Source organism: Ruegeria sp. CDSA221 (assembly GCF_059611825.1).
Genome location: NZ_JBXWPK010000012.1, coordinates 103,083 through 118,574, shown reverse-complemented (window position 1 = coordinate 118,574; position 15,492 = coordinate 103,083). Strand labels below are relative to the sequence as shown.

Below are 15,492 nucleotides of genomic sequence, written 5' to 3'. Positions count from 1 at the left end.
ACGGTGAGGTCGAGGCCAAAGTCAAAACCGAAGTCGCAAACCTCTGCGCCAGATTCCCTATCTATCCAAACTTGTAAGAATTCAGTCATCCAAGAACAAAACGGCGCCAATCCGGCGCCGTTTTTTTTGTGGTCAGATAAGCCCCTGCCACATCATGAAGATCAGCAACAAAGCAGAAAAGGCCAACAGGTTAAAAGTCAGCCCGCCCAGCATTCCCAGAAACCACCCCATCCGCCGATCCGCCAAATTGATACCCCCCAGATGTTTTTGCACCTCTTCCGAGGCCTGGATCAGTTTCGGATTGTCCAGCACAAGTCGCAGTTTTGGATGGGCCGCCATCTGCTCTGCTTGTGCCAGAACCATTGCCTGTTTGTATATCCGGCGCGGCAGTTGCCTTTTGGCCTTTTTGACCGAGGCGGTCAGCGTTTTGTCGCGCACACCCAACTTGTCACGCAACAGCTGTATGGTCTGCGCAATTTGGGTTTGTATATCTGTGTCTTGCGGCATGCTGCGGCCTCCTGAGCTGACAGTTTACCCATGTGGAATAGGAGCCACAATGGGGCTGGCCGTTTCAGATTGCGGCGGGTATCACGGCTATATGCTGAACACGATCATACATGGTGAACCAACCGACAGGCCCCCTTTGCTGATCGCCCATGGCCTATATGGCTCGGCCCGGAACTGGGGGGTCATCGCCCGCCGGCTAACTGACGAGCGGCAAGTTGTGGCGGTAGATATGCGCAACCACGCAAACAGCATGTGGACGCATGACCATGGGTATTCCGATCTGGCGAATGATCTGGCCGAAGTCATCGACCAGTTCGGCGGACAGGCAGATGTCGTCGGACATTCGATGGGCGGCAAGGCATCCATGACTTTAGCCCTGCTGCACAGCGCAAAGCTGCGCAAACTGGTGGTGGCAGACATCGCCCCGGTGGCCTATAGCCACAGTCAGATTCAGTTTATTGAAGCGATGCGCGCGGTGGACCTTTCCCGGGTCGAGCGTCGCTCGGACGCTGAACAACAACTGGCCGACAACGGAGTCGAAAAAGCCCTTCAGAGCTTTTTCACGCAGTCACTCGACATCAACGGACAGCGTTGGCTTTTGAACCTGGATACTTTGGCCTCTGAAATGCCCAAGATCATGGGCTTTCCTGAAATAGACGCATCCTGGGGTGGTCAAACACTGTTTTTGTCCGGGGGGGAGTCCGACTATGTGCTGCCTGAACATCGCTCTGTGATCCGCGGAATGTTCCCTTCGGCACGTTTTGCAAAAATACCTGGTGCAGGACATTGGTTGCATGCGGAAAAACCGCGTGAGTTCGAGGCCGCCGTCAGGACGTTCCTCAACGCCTGACCTGACCTTTCGAACGATCACAGCTCGGGTTCTGGCGTTTCCTATTGGCTAGGCGACTTCGCCCCCGCCATTCACCCAATCGACCAAGCCACCCAGGTTATAGACCTGCTCATACCCCATGTCCTGCAACAGTTTTCCCGCAAGGGCAGCGCGGCCACCCGAGGCACAATACAAGACAATTGGACGATCTTTGCGAAGCTCTGGATCATGTGATTGCAGAGTGTCATCGGCCCGAAATTCCAACATACCGCGCGGGATATGATGTGACCCCGAAGCACGCCCTGTCTGCTGCAATTCCGCTGCATCGCGGATGTCCAGAAGCAGGCCACCTCGCTCCAGGATCTCGACCGCTTTGGCTCTCTGGATTCGCTCGACGGTGGAGTTCGCAGCTTCCATCATTTGTTTTACGGTCAACGGCATATGGTGTCTCCTGAAGAAATTTACGGGATGCTAACATGCAGGAACTGGAAGGTGTAGCCTGACAGGCCTTCACCTTAGGCTGGATAGATATTGGACATTTATTGCAGGACACCGATTTTTGCGCTGAACCAATCCCGGTATTCAATTCCCGCCGAACCCGAACCAAAGCAAACCCGGAGAGGTTCTGCTGCATCGAGACTTGAAAATCAATCAGGGCATCAGAGGTGGTGCGGGCGGTGGGACTCGAACCCACACGGGCATACGCCCTTCAGATTTTAAGTCTGATATGTCTACCATTCCATCACGCCCGCACAGCGCGTTGGGCCAGTTTTTAGGCTGAAAGCACCAGTAAGGCCATAAGGCTATGAACACAATGCGTTTCGCCGATGCAACTTGCGGAAATTCAATCGCCGCCTTTGACCACCACCCCATTTACGCAGGTCATCAGAAAAAGTCCTCGGAAAAACTCTTCGTTACGCAATTCGCCTGCGCTGTCCCAATCATTCTGACTTTTGGAAAATCAAGAAATAGAAAGAATCTTAGAGTGAAATGGTGCCCCCACACGGACTCGAACCGCGGACCTACTGATTACAAATCAGTTGCTCTACCAGCTGAGCTATAGGGGCACTTGGTGTCGATTAATGCCTCTTGTTACGGACTTCAAGACAGAATTTTGCCGCCGCTTAACGATTTTCTGTATTCATGGCACTGGGTCTGGCCCAGAGAATTTACTCCGCCTGGTTTGACTGTGCGGAGTACAGCCTGTAACCCAACAGATAATGTGCACGAACGCGAGGGTAAAAACCGAATATGCAGGTTGCAATCCACGCAGGTGCTGCGTTCACCGATGAAGGTCTCGTATTGCGGTCCCTTCAACGCAACACCGGCGCGTTGCATCAAAATGGTGCATCCGTATTTGGCCCGCGCCGTTATCGGCAAATTTTCGAACCCGCCTTTGCTGCCATTGAAAACCAGGATGAAATCGGTGCCGCAAAGGAAATGCTTCGGGCTGGGTTGCGATCGGCTCCGAAGGTCGATCGTTTGATTTACTCATGCGCCAGCTTTGCAGGCGATGTTGGAAATGCACTGGACGACGGGCAGCTATACCCAAATGCGGGACGCCGAATGGAGTTGCTTGAAAAGTCCTTTCCTGACCACGAAATTGAGCTTTGTATGGGTTTTTTAAGCCCTGGCAGATTTATTCCCAAAGCTTTGATGTCGCTACCTGAACAGAGTCGCCTCGACAAAATGCGAAGTACCGATATCAGCTGCCTCAGCTGGATCAGCATGGTCGAGGACATCAGAGATCTTGCGCCCAATGTCAAAATCACACTCTGGAGCAATGAGGACGCACCTCTGATCTGGGGAGATATAATCCGTGCAATCGCGGCCCTCCCCCCGGACAACACGCTGGTTGACGAGTTTGATTTACTGCTGTCACTTCTAGACGATTCAGGCAAATCCAAAGGTCTGGCATTGATTGATCAAAGCCTGGAACAGGACGAACATTTGCGTGACGACCTTGCCACGGTTTTGGAGGAACACGCCAAAACCGAGCTCACAACAGAAGAGCTTGATCTGCCAGATTGGAGCATGGAAATCGTCGACGCGTTTGCAGAATTATATGCGCAGGACATGGACCGACTTGGGTCCATGCCCGGAGTGCAGGTTCTAAGACCTTGAGTCTATAGCGGGAAAGCAGCCGTTACATTCCCAGCGCTTCTTTGTACATTTCCAACACCGCCTCTTCCTCGGCAATGTCGTCTTTGTCACGTTTGCGCAATGCGATCACTTTCCGCATGACCTTGGTGTCGTAGCCCCGCGCTTTTGCCTCGGCCATCACTTCTTTTTGTTGCTCCGCCAAATCTTTCTTTTCCGCATCCAGACGCTCGATCCGTTCGATGAACTGGCGCAGCTCACCCGCGGTTACACGGTAATTCGCGGCGGCCTGATCTTCGGTATTCTCTTCCATCTAAGTCTCTCCCAGAGGCTGGTTTGTCATGCTGAAAAGGTGGGCAACAAGCGGGATACATCGGTGCGAGCCAAGCCGCAAGCATGCAAAAAACCAGTCTCGCTTGTGCGGGCCAGCGCGATCAGTTAAGCGCTCAGGTCAGACGTTGAAAGATGGAAAACGATGTTCGAATTCATCACCTGGGGCGGTGCCGCCCTGTCACTTATCGGCCTGGCTGGGCTGGTTTGGTGCATTCTGCATGTCATGAAAGCCCGCAAATCCGGCCTGTCTGACGATGAATTGCGCGCCGTTGTTCAACGGGTGCTGCCCTGGAACATGGGCGCGCTCTTTTTGTCGGTGATAGGTCTGATGCTGGTTATACTAGGAATCTCGTTCGGTTGACTGCGGCCATCAAACCGGCAGATTGTCGAAACGCGCTTCCATAACGTCCTCGCACAGGGCCGCATCCAGGCGACGCAGGCGCGCAGGAACCTCAACACCCTGCAGACGCATCTTCTCGATGACCTTTGTGACACTGGGCTGAAGGGCAAGGCGGGTATCAACACTGGCGCCCTTCAGTTTTTTCTCAAGTTGTTCGGCTTCGGAATACAAATCTATTCTCGGCATATCCATCCTCCCAAATGTCATCAGTTACCTATAGTTTAGTAACGGTTTTAAGACTTACATCACTCAGTTATTCTATCGCGCGAAAATTCGCCCGACCGCCCCCTAACATCGGCGCGCTTTCGCAGGATGCCAGAATTTTAGCCCAACTTTGCCGCTTCTGCCTTGACCGGCATCAAATCACCAAATGTTGATTGCTTCACATTCCGTTATTAATATATGACTAAGACCTAACCGGCGGAGGAAACCATGACGCCCAAAGTGAAAGCATTTTTTGACGCCGAGACATTCACGGTGTCTTATCTGGTTCAGGATCCTGAAGGCGATGCCTGCGCGATCATAGATAGTGTTCTGGATTTCGATCACGCATCCGGCCGGACCAATACGCGATCTGCGGATGAGATCATCGGATATGTCCAATCCAATTCGTTGCGAACCGAATGGATTCTGGAAAGCCATGTCCATGCCGACCACCTTTCAGCAGCCCCCTATTTGCAGCAGAAACTCGGAGGCAAGATTGGCATCGGTGATCAAATCGTCGCCATCCAGGAAACTTTCGGGAAAATTTTCAACGAGGGTACCGAGTTTCAGCGCGATGGTAGCCAGTTCGACGCCTTGTTCCGCGACGGCGACGGATTTCATGTCGGCCAAATGAGAGGGGACGTCTTGCACACCCCCGGGCATACGCCCGCCTGCATGACCTATGTCATCGGCGACGCGGCATTTGTCGGAGACACGCTGTTCATGCCGGATTTTGGCACCGCGCGATGCGACTTTCCCGGCGGATCGTCCGGAGATTTGTACAACTCGATCCAGAGGATCCTTTCACTGCCGGATGCGACACGCATCTTTGTCGGGCATGACTACAAAGCTCCTGGGCGGGACGAGTTTGCGTGGGAAACAACTGTTGAAGAGCAAAAAGCCTTGAACGTGCATATCGGGCAAGGTCGACCTATCGAGGAATTCGTTGAAATGCGCGACGCCCGCGATGCCACTTTGGCCATGCCGCGGCTGATCCTGCCCTCTTTACAAGTCAATATGCGGGCGGGTCAGATGCCGCCTGAGGATGAGAATGGCGACGTGTTCCTGAAACTACCAGTGAACAAACTTTAGACGGCTAGAGCCGAACTTCTTGGGGGAACAAATCAGTGTATTCAGAATGGATATGGGGACTGGTAGGCGGCCTGTTGATTGGTCTTGGCGCAGCAGTTTACCTGCTTGGAAACGGTCGTGTAATGGGGGCGAGCGGTATCCTGGGAGGGCTTGTCGATCGCTCTGACCGCTCGGCCGAGCGGCTGTATTTCCTCGCTGGGATGATTGGGACGCCGTTGATGCTAAGCCTGTTTTTGTCGCCGGGGCCGCAGACAAACCTGACCTCGAATTTGACGGTTGTGATCGGGGCTGGGCTGCTTGTCGGTATCGGGACACGAATTGCCAACGGGTGCACCTCTGGACATGGGGTGTGCGGCATTTCCCGGTTTTCGGTGCGCGGGATCGTGGCAACGATCCTTTACATTGCGGCCGGGGCAGTGACGCTGGCCTTGTTTCGCCATGTCTGGGGGTTGATCTGATGCGCAATCTGATATCGCTTCTTTCGGGCTCCTTGTTCGGAGCAGGCCTGTTGATTTCCGGCATGACTGACACAACCAAGGTTCAGGGGTGGCTGGATATTTTCGGCAACTGGGATCCGACACTCGCATTTGTGATGGGGGGAGCCATTGTGCCCATGATGATCGCATGGAGGCTGGTTCCAGATCGCAAACCGCTGTCGGGTGGGAAATTCCCGACGATGGTTCAGCATGAACTGGATCGCCGCCTTATCATCGGATCGGTCATGTTTGGCATGGGATGGGGATTAGCGGGACTGTGTCCCGGTCCAGCCATCGCGTCTCTTACGTATGGCGGAACCGGAGGCGTTGTGTTTCTGGTTTCCATGCTCGCAGGGATGTATGCCGCTCCTGCCGTAGGTGCAAAACTGGACAGAACCGTAAACGCGACCTAAGCAGTAGCCATGGAGATTCGACCGATAACCCCCCGCTATGCCGTCTCGCCGCAAATTTCGGTCGAGGATGTTCCCACTATTGTCGAGGCAGGCTTTGTCAAAGTGATCTGCAACCGGCCGAACAGCGAAGTTCCCGAGGATCTCCAGTCAGATGCTATCGGACAGGCCGTGCGTGCTGCCGGGTTGGAATACGAAGTGCTAGAGCTGACGCATCAGACCATGACGCCCGAAAACGTCTCCTTGCAACGTGACCTGGCAGAATCCTGTGCCGGTCCGGTACTCGCATATTGTGCATCGGGCACGCGTTGTTCTGTGATCTGGGCATTGGGGCAGTGCGAAAGCATGAGCACCGAAGACATCCTTCAGGCGACGACCAAGGCAGGCTATGCGTTGGACAACCTGCGTCCAACCTTGGAAGAAATACGCAGATCAGTGACTTGAGCGTCTGCTAACTGCCTTTCAGCGCGCTTTCATCCCCGGATAAACCAGCCAGTTGAGATATCTCGGCAACCATGTGTTCCGAATTCTCGAGGTTCAATTCTGTCCCCTCTTGGCCCAGCGCGCCGGGGGAAAATGGCATTATTTCCTGCCCGTGTTCGGTTGGCCCCTCTTCGTGTATACTGGCTGAACTCGCCTCAAGGAACTCATTTGCTTCGGGCTGGGAAAATGTCTGAGTTTGGTAGGTTTCGTTCAGGCGCACCGCACGCAGCCCTCCGCATTGGCCGAGCCGTCCGATCGCGGCCCGGCTGCGGTCGATCGCCACAATCTCGGTACGATCCAGCCGCGCCCCGATCAATGGCAACACATCCCCCACCGCCAGTTCTGTCAGCGTCGCCAGAGACAAGGGCATCCGGCAGACCACCGTATTCAAATCTGCCCTCAACACGCCCGATGCCTGATCAAGCCTGCCCTCTGGCTCATCATGAATCACCTCCGTCTCGGCCGTTTCAGCCGGTCGGATGGGCAACAGTACTGAAAGCTGACCTTGTCTCAGCCCACCGCCAAGTTCGACTGTCAGTTCAAAAACTCGGTATTCCTCTTCCACCATCGCCAGGGTCAAAGTTCGCAGATCTGCAAGGCGCGAAGCATATTCAAAACCGATCAGGCACATGCGGTCACTCGCCGTTTCGACAAGTGATGCCGCGCGGGACAGCCCCTCTTCGATCCAAGGGGACACCATGGCCGCGTCCGTATCGGTGAACCCCCGCGCAGAAGGCGCTTCGGGCATCACCTCGCCTATTGTCTGAGCCTGCACGACAGCCGACACTAACCCTATATCCATGCAGATCGCAGCCAAGCTGTTGTCAGAGCCTGAAAAGAGCAGCAATATCCAATCCTCATCCAAAGACTGTATCAGCCCACCTGGTGGCCGACAGGATTGTTTGGCGCCGATAACCGACAACGGCATCTGCAAACGATCTTCTGCCGCGCGAGCAAAAGCCAGACGCAGCGCACGTAGGATCGAGCGAGGCTTGTCACCCTTTTCCTCCTGACTGATCGAAAGCTTGCGCGCCAGAGCCGCGCTGACAGATTGCGTCATGCCTAAAACCGCTGATTGTTCCTGCATTCTCTTTCAGGTCTAACCCGGCGATAGTTACCAACCTGTTTATACAGCCGTCACTGCGCAGCCTGTCGGTAGGCCTGTGGCAGCCTGACCCGGAACGCAGCCCCACCATGGCCGGGCAAGTAGCTGATATCGCCCCCCAGTCTTTGCATAATCTCACGGCAGATCGCTAATCCCAGCCCCGCACCACCTGCCTTGTCGCCTCCGACGCGGGCAAATTTCTCAAAAACCATCTGCCGGGCATCTGGAGGAATGCCAGTGCCGTTATCAGCAAAATCAATGACGACCTGCCCCCCGACATCATGCGCGGAAATCGTCAGAACCGGTTCTTTGGCATCACAATATTTCTGAGCGTTCGAAATCAGGTTGATAAACACCTGCCCCAGACGGTCCAAATCCGTATGCAGGAGAACGCGTTCGGAGGTTTTAGACCGCCGAACGGTCAGTCTTTGGCTGTTTCCAGCCAAGGCGCTGGACACGGCACGGTCCAAGACCGACCGCAGGGTGTCACCGCTCTTGTTCAAATTGACTCGTCCACTTTCCAGAACACTCAGGTCCAGCAAGTCATCCAGCAGCCGTGTCAACCGAAGCGCCTCGTCATGGATGATGGCGGCGTAACGCGTTCTCTCTTCGCTGGTCAGACCTTCGGTATCCCGCATGATCTCGGAAAACGCCCGGATCGAGGTCATGGGCGTGCGCAATTCATGGCTGACTTGGCTGAGGAACCCGTCCTTCTGTTCCGAAATTTGCGTCAGCTTGGTGTTCGCCTCGCGCAGTTGGCGCGCCGTACGGCTGAGTTCAGCGGATTTCGCTTCCAGTTGGCTGGAGTATTCCAACATCTGCGCGGATTCGTCGGCCACGGCGAGCAAATCCTCGACCGAAACGGAGGAACCACCAACAATCTGCCCGATCATCGCATGCGCTGTCGCCGCCCCGACCGAGCCGCTGAGTTCACGTTCCAACCGCTCCAAAAACCCAGGCGTAGGTTCGGGCAGGCTGGAACGCCCACCCTGCTGTTCCGCCTGCGCCTGAAAGAACTCTTGCGCCGGACCTGCGCCCAAAATGCGCTGGGTCATGATCATCAGGTCTTCGCTTTGCGCTACCGATCCGGTCCAACCGCGCAGCGCGACCGAATGGTCGAATACGTTGACGAATTGCGCCCCTTGCAAACGTTCGAGCGGGCTTGGAAAACTCAGCAAAGAGGCCGCGCAAAATGCCAATGTGTTCAGAGAAAGCGACCATAACACCGCGTGCACCATCGGGTCCATTCCGTCGATTCCGAACAGGGCCTGCGGGCGCAACCAGCCCCATCCGAACGGCCCGTTCTGCAAGACGCTATCCGACATAATCGCGCTGCCCATTCCCGGCAACAAAAGCGTGTAGATCCACAACAAGAATCCCACAGTCAGTCCGATCAGAGCCCCTGTTCGCGTCGCCCCGCGCCAGAACAGCCCGCCAACCAGCGAAGGCAAAATCTGGGAAATCCCGGCAAAGGCCACCAGACCAATCGAAGCCAGCGCGGCCCCGCCGCCGGAAATGCGGTAATACGAGAACCCAAGCACCATGATCACGGCGATTGAAATCCGCCGGGACAGCAAAACCACATTGCGGACATCACCGGATACGGCGCCAGTGCCCTCCTGCCGGCTAAACCAGATCGGCATCACGACGTGATTTGACACCATGGTCGATAGGGCCATTGCCGTGACAATCACCATCGATGTGGCGGATGAAAAGCCGCCAATAAAGGACAGCATCGCCAGCCATTCATTGCCCTGCGACAGGGGCACCGTCAGCACGAACAGATCCGGATTCGATCCTTCGGGCAAAAGGTCCAATCCTACGACCGCGATTGGCACGACAAAGAGACTCATCAACAGCAGATACAGGGGGAAGGCCCATGCGGCTGTCCTCAGATGCCCTTCATCGGCGTTCTCCACCACCATCACCTGAAACATCCTCGGTAGACACACAAAGGCCGCAGCCGATAGAAAAATAAACGTGGTCCAGCGTCCGGCATTCACATTCCACTGCCCGATCTCAGAGGCATCGATGCGGTCCATCATCGGACTGACTCCTCCGGCTATACCCCAGACAACGAAAATGCCCACGGCCAGCAGCGCAAAAAGTTTAACGACAGATTCCAATGCGATGGCCGTGACAACGCCATGATGGCGTTCGTTGGCATCCAGATTGCGGGTACCGAACAGAATGGCGAACACCGCCAGCCCCGCCGCAACCCAGAACACACTGGACCCTTCGCGGTAAAGACCGCTTGGGTCGGCCTCGGCAAAGATTGAGAATGACAGCGTAATGGATTGAAGTTGCAGCGCAATATAGGGTGTCCCGCCCAACACGGCCAGAATTGTGACGCAAATCGCCAGAGTGTTCGACTTGCCATAGCGAGACGAAATCAGGTCAGCGATTGAGGTCACCCTCTGGCTGCGGCCAACCCGAACCAGCTTGCGCAATCCCCACCACCAACAGATCATGACCAGCGTGGGGCCCAGATAGATCGTTACGAACTCCAGCCCCGACCGGGCGGCGTTCCCTACCGCGCCATAAAAGGTCCAGGCGGTACAATAGATCGACAGCGACAGCGTGTAGATCAACGGAGATCGCAGCCACGCCCCCCTGCCCGCCGCGGCCATTCTGTCGGCGGCGAATGCGACGCTGAACAACAGCACCACATAGCCCAAACAAACCAGGATCAGCACGTTCAGCGTTGCCATCAGTCTTGACCTGGCTCGGAATCATCGCCGGTTGATATGCGTCTTGCGGCGAACCCAAAGAGAACGCTGGCAACGATCAAAACCGCCCAGCATGTGAAGATATAGAGAATCGCAGAAGACAGCGGCACCCCGTCCGCTGCATCTCCCCCACGCGGCCACAGCAACGGAATCGCTATCAGCGCGGCCCCCAATATGGGCAATAAACGGGCGGCGTCGGTCAGCCTGCGTCGGCGGTAACTTTGACGTTCAAGAAACAGCGACGGCCGCGCACCAGATGGTTGGCGGTCGTCCTGCATGCTCATGACCGCGAGGCCTGCGCGTGCAAATCGCGGACGGCGGTCAGAACTTCTGCATTGGAAAACGGCTTTGTCATGAACCGGCTGACCCCGGCATTTTCAGCCATCTCACGATCTTTCGATTGGCCACGAGCCGTTAGCATCAGAACCGGAAGATTTCGCAGTTCTTCGAGTTCGCGCAAGTCGCGCAAAATCTCCATCCCGCTTTTGCCCGGCAGCATCACATCCAGAATCACAAGATCCGGCTTCGCGCCCTGTATCACCAGCAGCGCATCCGTCCCCTCAGCATGCGTTTCAACCTGCCATCCCTCGCGGGTCAGCAAAAACCGAATGGCTTCAGCAATGTTCGGCTCATCCTCGATCAACAGAACCTTTCGGCTCATATATTTCATTCCTCCCCGAGACGGGCTGCACCACTGTCAACCTGTCCGAAACAGCTTATGCGCAGTGTCACGAAGCTGTCAAAAACCTTCGCTCAGAATCGAGGGCTCTCGGCGCGATTCACAGTCCTTATTGGGACATACACGGCAACTTGGGCCAACATGGGCAACCGCCTGACTGCCCTGAGGGCTTTCTTCGACGGATCGAACCAGCATGACCGAACGATAAACCGGCGCATCGTCATAGCCGGAAATGGATTGCGGCCAGGCATAGGCATAACAATCGAATTCCGCAGCCGTTCGCCCCAACTGGACGATCCGTTTTCGGATCGGAACCAGCGGCCGGTTCAGCGCCTGAAACAGCGGCCACAGAGGACACGCCTCGCCGAATCTGGGCATGGCAAAACCGGGCACCGATTTGCTGAACAAAATGCTGCCCGAGGCATCACAAATCACCAGCCCGGTCGGGCGCGACAAATACCCTTTAGGCAAGGCGGCCAGCCGCCTCAGTACGCTGGCAACGTCGACTGAATACTCTGCTGCCAAAAGCAAAGGATCTGTAACTCCCCGATCCAAAGCCCTTTTGAGCGCATCCAGAGGCAAAAGCCGAGCGTCGGATTCGTAAACGTCCAGAATATCCCGCGCCACTTTTCGCGCGGCAGAGGAATCAATCTCATTCAGATTAACATCTGCGCTTCCGCCTCCGGATTCGATTTCCGGGAAATGGTGATCATGCCTGTCAAAAAATGCTTCGACATCTTCCAGAGGGACCCCGCGACGATCCTCGGCCCCCTCGGAATCATCCAGATAGGCCACCAGCGATTTGGAGCTATCGGCCAGGCGTTCGGCATCCTGGTGCAGGTTCCGGTGGAATCGGTCTTGCCACTCGGGTTCAATCTCTTGCGTTTCAGCAAGAATGGCAGCGGTGGAACGAATCGCGGCGGCTGTCGAAAGGACCTCGTGCATGGATGCCGCCAGATGCGGATCGTGGGTCAAACGATCCGACAGGGTTTCAATCGTTCGCTCTAACGACACCACTCGGCTGTGCATTTGCGCCAAAACGCCCGCCCACCCTGGAAACCTACTTGCGAATTCCTCAAGCCCGTCCACTTCGGCTTTCTGGCCAACTGCATCTGCCGCAGCCTCGCGCAGCGCAGAAATCAGCGTCGCCTCGATCCCCTGGGTTAGCACCGAAGGCTCAACGGTCAGAGCCGCAGCGATATCCACCAGCAGCTTTCCTCCGATCCTGCGGCGGTTATGCTCGATCAGGTTCAGATAGGATGCCGAGATTCCAACCTGCCGTGCAAGCTGGGCCTGACGCAATCCTGCGATCTGCCGCCTTTCGCGAATACGGCTGCCTGTTAACGTGTCCCGCAAAATTTCCTCTTTTTCCGCTGGCTCCTTTGGTCAACCTCAGAAGCATTTTCAAAACTATTATTTAAATATAAGTCTTTAGCAATTAATTTTCTTGAGCAATTTACTTTCTTCACAAACGCATCCCGCAATTCCAAACACCCGGTCCGCGGTATAACCCATTTGCATATTTCGAAAATCACAGGCCTTCCCCTTCTATTTTCGGAAAAACACCTGCACCATGGACATATGAGCGACCCAGCCTTTGAATATGCGCCGATCGGATTGGTCGAGTTGGAGAACCGCGTGATCCGCCGGTGCAATCTGCAGTTCGCACGCACTTTCGGCGGTGAAGAGGCCGATTACCGCAACATGCCCCTGCTACACCTCTACCCTTCTGTCGCAGACTGGGAACGTATCGGCGCACGGAGCCTGCAAATCATGCGCGACACCGGATATTACACGGATGAGAGGGTCATGCGTCGCCGCGATAGCGACTTATTCTGGTGCCGCGCGCGTGGACGTTCGCTAACGCCTGAAGATCCATTCCGCCATGGCATCTGGAGTTTTTCGGATATTTCAGAGGAACGCCCTCTGGTCGAGCTAACCAGCCGTGAGCGCGAGGTTGCCATTCTGTCCTGCAAGGGCTTGTCGGCCAAGGAAATCGGTGCGGAACTGAACCTGAGCTATCGTACAATCGAAGCCTACCGTGCGCGGCTGCTTGAAAAATTCGGGGCACGTAAACTGCCTGAACTGGTTGCGAAACTCTCCGGAATGCCGCTGTAACGCTGTTTACCACTGGTAATCTTCAGCAAAACCCCCATCTGACAGGCCGAGACTGTGCTTTTCATGGCCGTACGCTTAGCTTATAACGCTGCGTAATCAGACCAAAGCCCGCGCGAAACAGACGGGCCAAAGGGGAACCGTCGAGGACACTCATGACAGATACCAAACACGAAGCGGATGTGGCGTTTATCAAGGCACTGGCCGAACTGCTGCGGGAAAACGACCTGACCGAGTTGCAGGTAAAGCGTGATTATGGCGAAGATGACAGCTTGAACGTACGCGTTAGCCGCATGTCACCCGTCGCCGCTCCGGTCCAGGTTGCGGTCCCGGCGGCCGCGCCAGCCGCAGCCCCGGCAGCCGCACCTGCAGCAGCTGAAGCACCCGCAGCAAGTGACGATCCAGCCAGCCATCCGGGCGCTGTGACTTCGCCCATGGTCGGCACCGTGTACATGCAGCCTGAGCCGGGTGCGCCGTCCTTCATCTCCGTCGGTGCCAGTGTTTCCGAAGGCGACACGCTGCTGATCGTCGAAGCGATGAAAACCATGAACCACATTCACGCGCCCAAATCCGGCACTATCAAGCGTATTTTGGTGGGTGATGGCGATGCTGTGGAATTCGGCACTCCTCTGGTCATTGTTGAGTAAGGCGGCCCCATGTTCGACAAGATCCTGATTGCCAACCGAGGCGAGATCGCCCTGCGCGTCATCCGCGCCGCACGCGAGATGGGGATTAAGACAGTCGCCGTCCATTCAACCGCAGACAGTGACGCGATGCATGTACGCATGGCGGACGAATCGGTCTGTATCGGCCCCCCGCCCAGCCCTCAAAGCTATCTGTCGGTGCCTGCGATCATCTCAGCCTGCGAGATCACTGGCGCTCAGGCGATCCACCCGGGCTACGGCTTTTTGTCTGAAAATGCCGAGTTTGTGCAGATCGTCGAAGATCACGACATCACCTTCATTGGCCCCACCGCTGAACATATCCGCGTGATGGGGGACAAGATCACCGCCAAGGACACGATGAAGGCCTTGGGCGTTCCCTGTGTGCCTGGTTCAGATGGTGGCGTGCCGGATCTGGCCGCAGCCAAGCGGATCGGTGAAGAATTCGGCTATCCTGTCATCATCAAGGCCACCGCCGGTGGCGGCGGACGCGGCATGAAAGTCGCGATGAGTGCGGATGAGATGGAAAGCGCCTTTATGACCGCGCGCGCCGAAGGCAAAGCCGCATTTGGTAATGACGAGGTCTATATAGAGAAATACCTGACCACACCGCGCCACATCGAGATTCAGGTCTTTGGCGATGGCAAGGGCCAAGCGGTTCATCTGGGCGAGCGCGACTGTTCCCTGCAGCGCCGCCACCAAAAGGTATTCGAAGAGGCACCCGGCCCCTGCATCACCCCCGAAGAACGCGCAAGGATCGGTAAGGTCTGTGCCGATGCGGTTGCCAAGATCAACTATATCGGTGCAGGTACGATCGAATTTCTGTACGAAAATGGCGACTTCTATTTCATCGAGATGAACACCCGCCTACAGGTCGAGCACCCGGTCACTGAGGGCATCTTTGGCGTAGATCTGGTGCGCGAACAAATCCGCGTTGCCGCTGGTCAGCCAATGTCATTCGGTCAGGATGATCTGAAAATCAATGGTCACGCCATCGAGGTTCGGATCAACGCCGAGAAATTGCCAAACTTCTCACCCTGCCCCGGAAAAATCTCGGCCTACCATGCGCCGGGCGGTCTGGGTGTGCGGATGGATTCAGCGTTGTATGACGGGTACACGATCCCGCCCTACTACGACTCACTGATCGCCAAACTGATCGTGCAGGGCCGCGACCGACCCGAAGCACTGGCCCGTCTCGAACGCGCATTGGGTGAGTTGATCGTGGACGGAATCGACACGACGGTTCCCTTGTTCCACGCGCTTCTGCAAGAAAGTGACGTCCAAAGCGGTGATTATAACATCCACTGGCTGGAGCACTGGCTTGCGGAGAATATGGCCGACTAACTCTGCTGGGTCGGAAGGTTGCCG

Annotated in this window: 19 protein-coding genes and 2 tRNA genes; 10 read left to right on the top strand and 11 right to left on the bottom strand. The window is 55.9% G+C overall.

From position 1 onward, the window contains the following. Window positions 1-132: 132 nt before the first annotated feature. Window positions 133-507: a hypothetical protein gene (locus AC2FJ5_RS16790; RefSeq protein ID WP_281973222.1), complete on the bottom strand. Its 375-nt coding sequence runs from the start codon at window positions 505-507 to the stop codon at window positions 133-135. Between the two features lie 91 nt (window positions 508-598). On the opposite strand from AC2FJ5_RS16790, the gene AC2FJ5_RS16785 reads away from it, so the two are divergent. Beyond that, the gene (locus AC2FJ5_RS16785; protein WP_496794090.1) at window positions 599-1,357 is read left to right on the top strand and encodes an alpha/beta fold hydrolase; all 759 of its coding nucleotides are present in this window, start codon (window positions 599-601) and stop codon (window positions 1,355-1,357) included. Between the two features lie 48 nt (window positions 1,358-1,405). On the opposite strand, the gene AC2FJ5_RS16780 is transcribed toward AC2FJ5_RS16785, so the two are convergent. The 3 genes from AC2FJ5_RS16780 to AC2FJ5_RS16770 form a co-directional block, all read right to left on the bottom strand. Continuing rightward, entirely contained in the window at window positions 1,406-1,777 is a 372-nt protein-coding gene (locus tag AC2FJ5_RS16780; RefSeq protein ID WP_142638196.1) for a rhodanese-like domain-containing protein, read from the bottom strand. A 225-nt stretch (window positions 1,778-2,002) separates the two neighbouring features. Further along, window positions 2,003-2,088, bottom strand: a tRNA-Leu gene (locus AC2FJ5_RS16775). Between the two features lie 239 nt (window positions 2,089-2,327). Beyond that, window positions 2,328-2,403, bottom strand: a tRNA-Thr gene (locus AC2FJ5_RS16770). Window positions 2,404-2,587: 184 nt separating this feature from the next. Here AC2FJ5_RS16770 and AC2FJ5_RS16765 point away from each other — a divergent pair. Then, window positions 2,588-3,460: a hypothetical protein gene (locus AC2FJ5_RS16765; RefSeq protein WP_496794085.1), complete on the top strand. Its 873-nt coding sequence runs from the start codon at window positions 2,588-2,590 to the stop codon at window positions 3,458-3,460. Window positions 3,461-3,482: 22 nt separating this feature from the next. Here AC2FJ5_RS16765 and AC2FJ5_RS16760 read toward each other — a convergent pair whose 3' ends face one another. Beyond that, the gene (locus AC2FJ5_RS16760; protein WP_142638157.1) at window positions 3,483-3,749 is read right to left on the bottom strand and encodes a DUF2312 domain-containing protein; all 267 of its coding nucleotides are present in this window, start codon (window positions 3,747-3,749) and stop codon (window positions 3,483-3,485) included. Between the two features lie 162 nt (window positions 3,750-3,911). On the opposite strand from AC2FJ5_RS16760, the gene AC2FJ5_RS16755 reads away from it, so the two are divergent. Further along, window positions 3,912-4,130 carry a carboxymuconolactone decarboxylase family protein gene (locus AC2FJ5_RS16755; protein WP_142638212.1) on the top strand — a complete coding sequence of 73 codons (219 nt, stop codon included), beginning with the start codon at window positions 3,912-3,914 and terminating at the stop codon, window positions 4,128-4,130. A 9-nt stretch (window positions 4,131-4,139) separates the two neighbouring features. Here the strand turns inward: AC2FJ5_RS16755 and AC2FJ5_RS16750 are convergent, their stop codons facing one another. Beyond that, a complete protein-coding gene (locus tag AC2FJ5_RS16750) occupies window positions 4,140-4,355 on the bottom strand; it encodes a hypothetical protein (protein WP_142638155.1) in 216 nt (71 codons plus the stop codon). A 246-nt stretch (window positions 4,356-4,601) separates the two neighbouring features. Between AC2FJ5_RS16750 and AC2FJ5_RS16745 the strand changes: the two genes are divergently transcribed. From AC2FJ5_RS16745 to AC2FJ5_RS16730, 4 genes are read left to right on the top strand one after another with little or no spacing between them, the layout of a single operon-like run. Continuing rightward, window positions 4,602-5,465 (top strand): MBL fold metallo-hydrolase, encoded by an 864-nt coding sequence (locus AC2FJ5_RS16745; protein ID WP_282022110.1) that lies wholly within the window; start codon window positions 4,602-4,604, stop codon window positions 5,463-5,465. 35 nt (window positions 5,466-5,500) lie between these two features. Next, on the top strand, window positions 5,501-5,923 hold the full coding sequence (locus AC2FJ5_RS16740; protein WP_142638151.1) for a YeeE/YedE family protein: 423 nt from the start codon (window positions 5,501-5,503) through the stop codon (window positions 5,921-5,923). Beyond that, complete coding sequence (locus tag AC2FJ5_RS16735) at window positions 5,923-6,354, top strand: DUF6691 family protein (RefSeq protein WP_496698102.1); 432 nt, start codon at window positions 5,923-5,925, stop codon at window positions 6,352-6,354. Before AC2FJ5_RS16740 ends, AC2FJ5_RS16735 begins: the two co-directional genes overlap by 1 nt. Window positions 6,355-6,363: 9 nt before the next feature. Then, window positions 6,364-6,795 (top strand): protein tyrosine phosphatase family protein, encoded by a 432-nt coding sequence (locus tag AC2FJ5_RS16730; RefSeq protein WP_142638147.1) that lies wholly within the window; start codon window positions 6,364-6,366, stop codon window positions 6,793-6,795. Window positions 6,796-6,802: 7 nt separating this feature from the next. Here AC2FJ5_RS16730 and AC2FJ5_RS16725 read toward each other — a convergent pair whose 3' ends face one another. The 5 genes from AC2FJ5_RS16725 to AC2FJ5_RS16705 form a co-directional block, all read right to left on the bottom strand. Then, window positions 6,803-7,894 carry a FliM/FliN family flagellar motor C-terminal domain-containing protein gene (locus AC2FJ5_RS16725; protein WP_496794084.1) on the bottom strand — a complete coding sequence of 364 codons (1,092 nt, stop codon included), beginning with the start codon at window positions 7,892-7,894 and terminating at the stop codon, window positions 6,803-6,805. A 77-nt stretch (window positions 7,895-7,971) separates the two neighbouring features. After that, the gene (locus AC2FJ5_RS16720) at window positions 7,972-10,650 is read right to left on the bottom strand and encodes an ATP-binding protein (protein ID WP_496794082.1); all 2,679 of its coding nucleotides are present in this window, start codon (window positions 10,648-10,650) and stop codon (window positions 7,972-7,974) included. Next, on the bottom strand, window positions 10,650-10,952 hold the full coding sequence (locus tag AC2FJ5_RS16715; RefSeq protein WP_281973229.1) for a hypothetical protein: 303 nt from the start codon (window positions 10,950-10,952) through the stop codon (window positions 10,650-10,652). The genes AC2FJ5_RS16720 and AC2FJ5_RS16715 overlap by 1 nt, the downstream gene beginning before the upstream one ends. Then, the gene (locus AC2FJ5_RS16710) at window positions 10,949-11,329 is read right to left on the bottom strand and encodes a response regulator transcription factor (protein ID WP_142638139.1); all 381 of its coding nucleotides are present in this window, start codon (window positions 11,327-11,329) and stop codon (window positions 10,949-10,951) included. The genes AC2FJ5_RS16715 and AC2FJ5_RS16710 overlap by 4 nt, the downstream gene beginning before the upstream one ends. Window positions 11,330-11,407: 78 nt before the next feature. Beyond that, on the bottom strand, window positions 11,408-12,706 hold the full coding sequence (locus AC2FJ5_RS16705; RefSeq protein ID WP_496794089.1) for a helix-turn-helix domain-containing protein: 1,299 nt from the start codon (window positions 12,704-12,706) through the stop codon (window positions 11,408-11,410). A gap of 222 nt (window positions 12,707-12,928) precedes the next feature. Here AC2FJ5_RS16705 and AC2FJ5_RS16700 point away from each other — a divergent pair, with 222 nt between their 5' ends. The 3 genes from AC2FJ5_RS16700 to accC all read left to right on the top strand — a co-directional run bounded on the left by AC2FJ5_RS16700 (window position 12,929) and on the right by accC (window position 15,468). Continuing rightward, window positions 12,929-13,465 (top strand): helix-turn-helix domain-containing protein, encoded by a 537-nt coding sequence (locus AC2FJ5_RS16700; protein WP_142638135.1) that lies wholly within the window; start codon window positions 12,929-12,931, stop codon window positions 13,463-13,465. 152 nt (window positions 13,466-13,617) lie between these two features. Further along, entirely contained in the window at window positions 13,618-14,109 is a 492-nt protein-coding gene (gene accB / locus AC2FJ5_RS16695; RefSeq protein ID WP_281995796.1) for an acetyl-CoA carboxylase biotin carboxyl carrier protein, read from the top strand. 9 nt (window positions 14,110-14,118) lie between these two features. Further along, window positions 14,119-15,468, top strand: a complete 1,350-nt coding sequence (gene accC, locus AC2FJ5_RS16690) for an acetyl-CoA carboxylase biotin carboxylase subunit (RefSeq protein ID WP_271950374.1) — start codon at window positions 14,119-14,121, stop codon at window positions 15,466-15,468. Window positions 15,469-15,492 lie beyond the last annotated feature (24 nt).

What these genes read in the sequence shown, in the direction of transcription:
- AC2FJ5_RS16710 (WP_142638139.1), bottom strand. Translation starts at nt 11,329, where the DNA reads ATGAGCCGAAAGGTTCTGTTGATCGAGGATGAGCCGAACATTGCTGAA.
- AC2FJ5_RS16785 (WP_496794090.1), top strand. Translation starts at nt 599, where the DNA reads ATGCTGAACACGATCATACATGGTGAACCAACCGACAGGCCCCCTTTG.
- AC2FJ5_RS16720 (WP_496794082.1), bottom strand. Translation starts at nt 10,650, where the DNA reads ATGGCAACGCTGAACGTGCTGATCCTGGTTTGTTTGGGCTATGTGGTG.
- AC2FJ5_RS16730 (WP_142638147.1), top strand. Translation starts at nt 6,364, where the DNA reads ATGGAGATTCGACCGATAACCCCCCGCTATGCCGTCTCGCCGCAAATT.
- AC2FJ5_RS16780 (WP_142638196.1), bottom strand. Translation starts at nt 1,777, where the DNA reads ATGCCGTTGACCGTAAAACAAATGATGGAAGCTGCGAACTCCACCGTC.
- AC2FJ5_RS16750 (WP_142638155.1), bottom strand. Translation starts at nt 4,355, where the DNA reads ATGCCGAGAATAGATTTGTATTCCGAAGCCGAACAACTTGAGAAAAAA.
- AC2FJ5_RS16760 (WP_142638157.1), bottom strand. Translation starts at nt 3,749, where the DNA reads ATGGAAGAGAATACCGAAGATCAGGCCGCCGCGAATTACCGTGTAACC.
- AC2FJ5_RS16790 (WP_281973222.1), bottom strand. Translation starts at nt 507, where the DNA reads ATGCCGCAAGACACAGATATACAAACCCAAATTGCGCAGACCATACAG.
- AC2FJ5_RS16765 (WP_496794085.1), top strand. Translation starts at nt 2,588, where the DNA reads ATGCAGGTTGCAATCCACGCAGGTGCTGCGTTCACCGATGAAGGTCTC.
- AC2FJ5_RS16755 (WP_142638212.1), top strand. Translation starts at nt 3,912, where the DNA reads ATGTTCGAATTCATCACCTGGGGCGGTGCCGCCCTGTCACTTATCGGC.
- AC2FJ5_RS16735 (WP_496698102.1), top strand. Translation starts at nt 5,923, where the DNA reads ATGCGCAATCTGATATCGCTTCTTTCGGGCTCCTTGTTCGGAGCAGGC.
- AC2FJ5_RS16725 (WP_496794084.1), bottom strand. Translation starts at nt 7,894, where the DNA reads ATGACGCAATCTGTCAGCGCGGCTCTGGCGCGCAAGCTTTCGATCAGT.
- AC2FJ5_RS16745 (WP_282022110.1), top strand. Translation starts at nt 4,602, where the DNA reads ATGACGCCCAAAGTGAAAGCATTTTTTGACGCCGAGACATTCACGGTG.
- accB (WP_281995796.1), top strand. Translation starts at nt 13,618, where the DNA reads ATGACAGATACCAAACACGAAGCGGATGTGGCGTTTATCAAGGCACTG.
- accC (WP_271950374.1), top strand. Translation starts at nt 14,119, where the DNA reads ATGTTCGACAAGATCCTGATTGCCAACCGAGGCGAGATCGCCCTGCGC.
- AC2FJ5_RS16715 (WP_281973229.1), bottom strand. Translation starts at nt 10,952, where the DNA reads ATGAGCATGCAGGACGACCGCCAACCATCTGGTGCGCGGCCGTCGCTG.
- AC2FJ5_RS16700 (WP_142638135.1), top strand. Translation starts at nt 12,929, where the DNA reads ATGAGCGACCCAGCCTTTGAATATGCGCCGATCGGATTGGTCGAGTTG.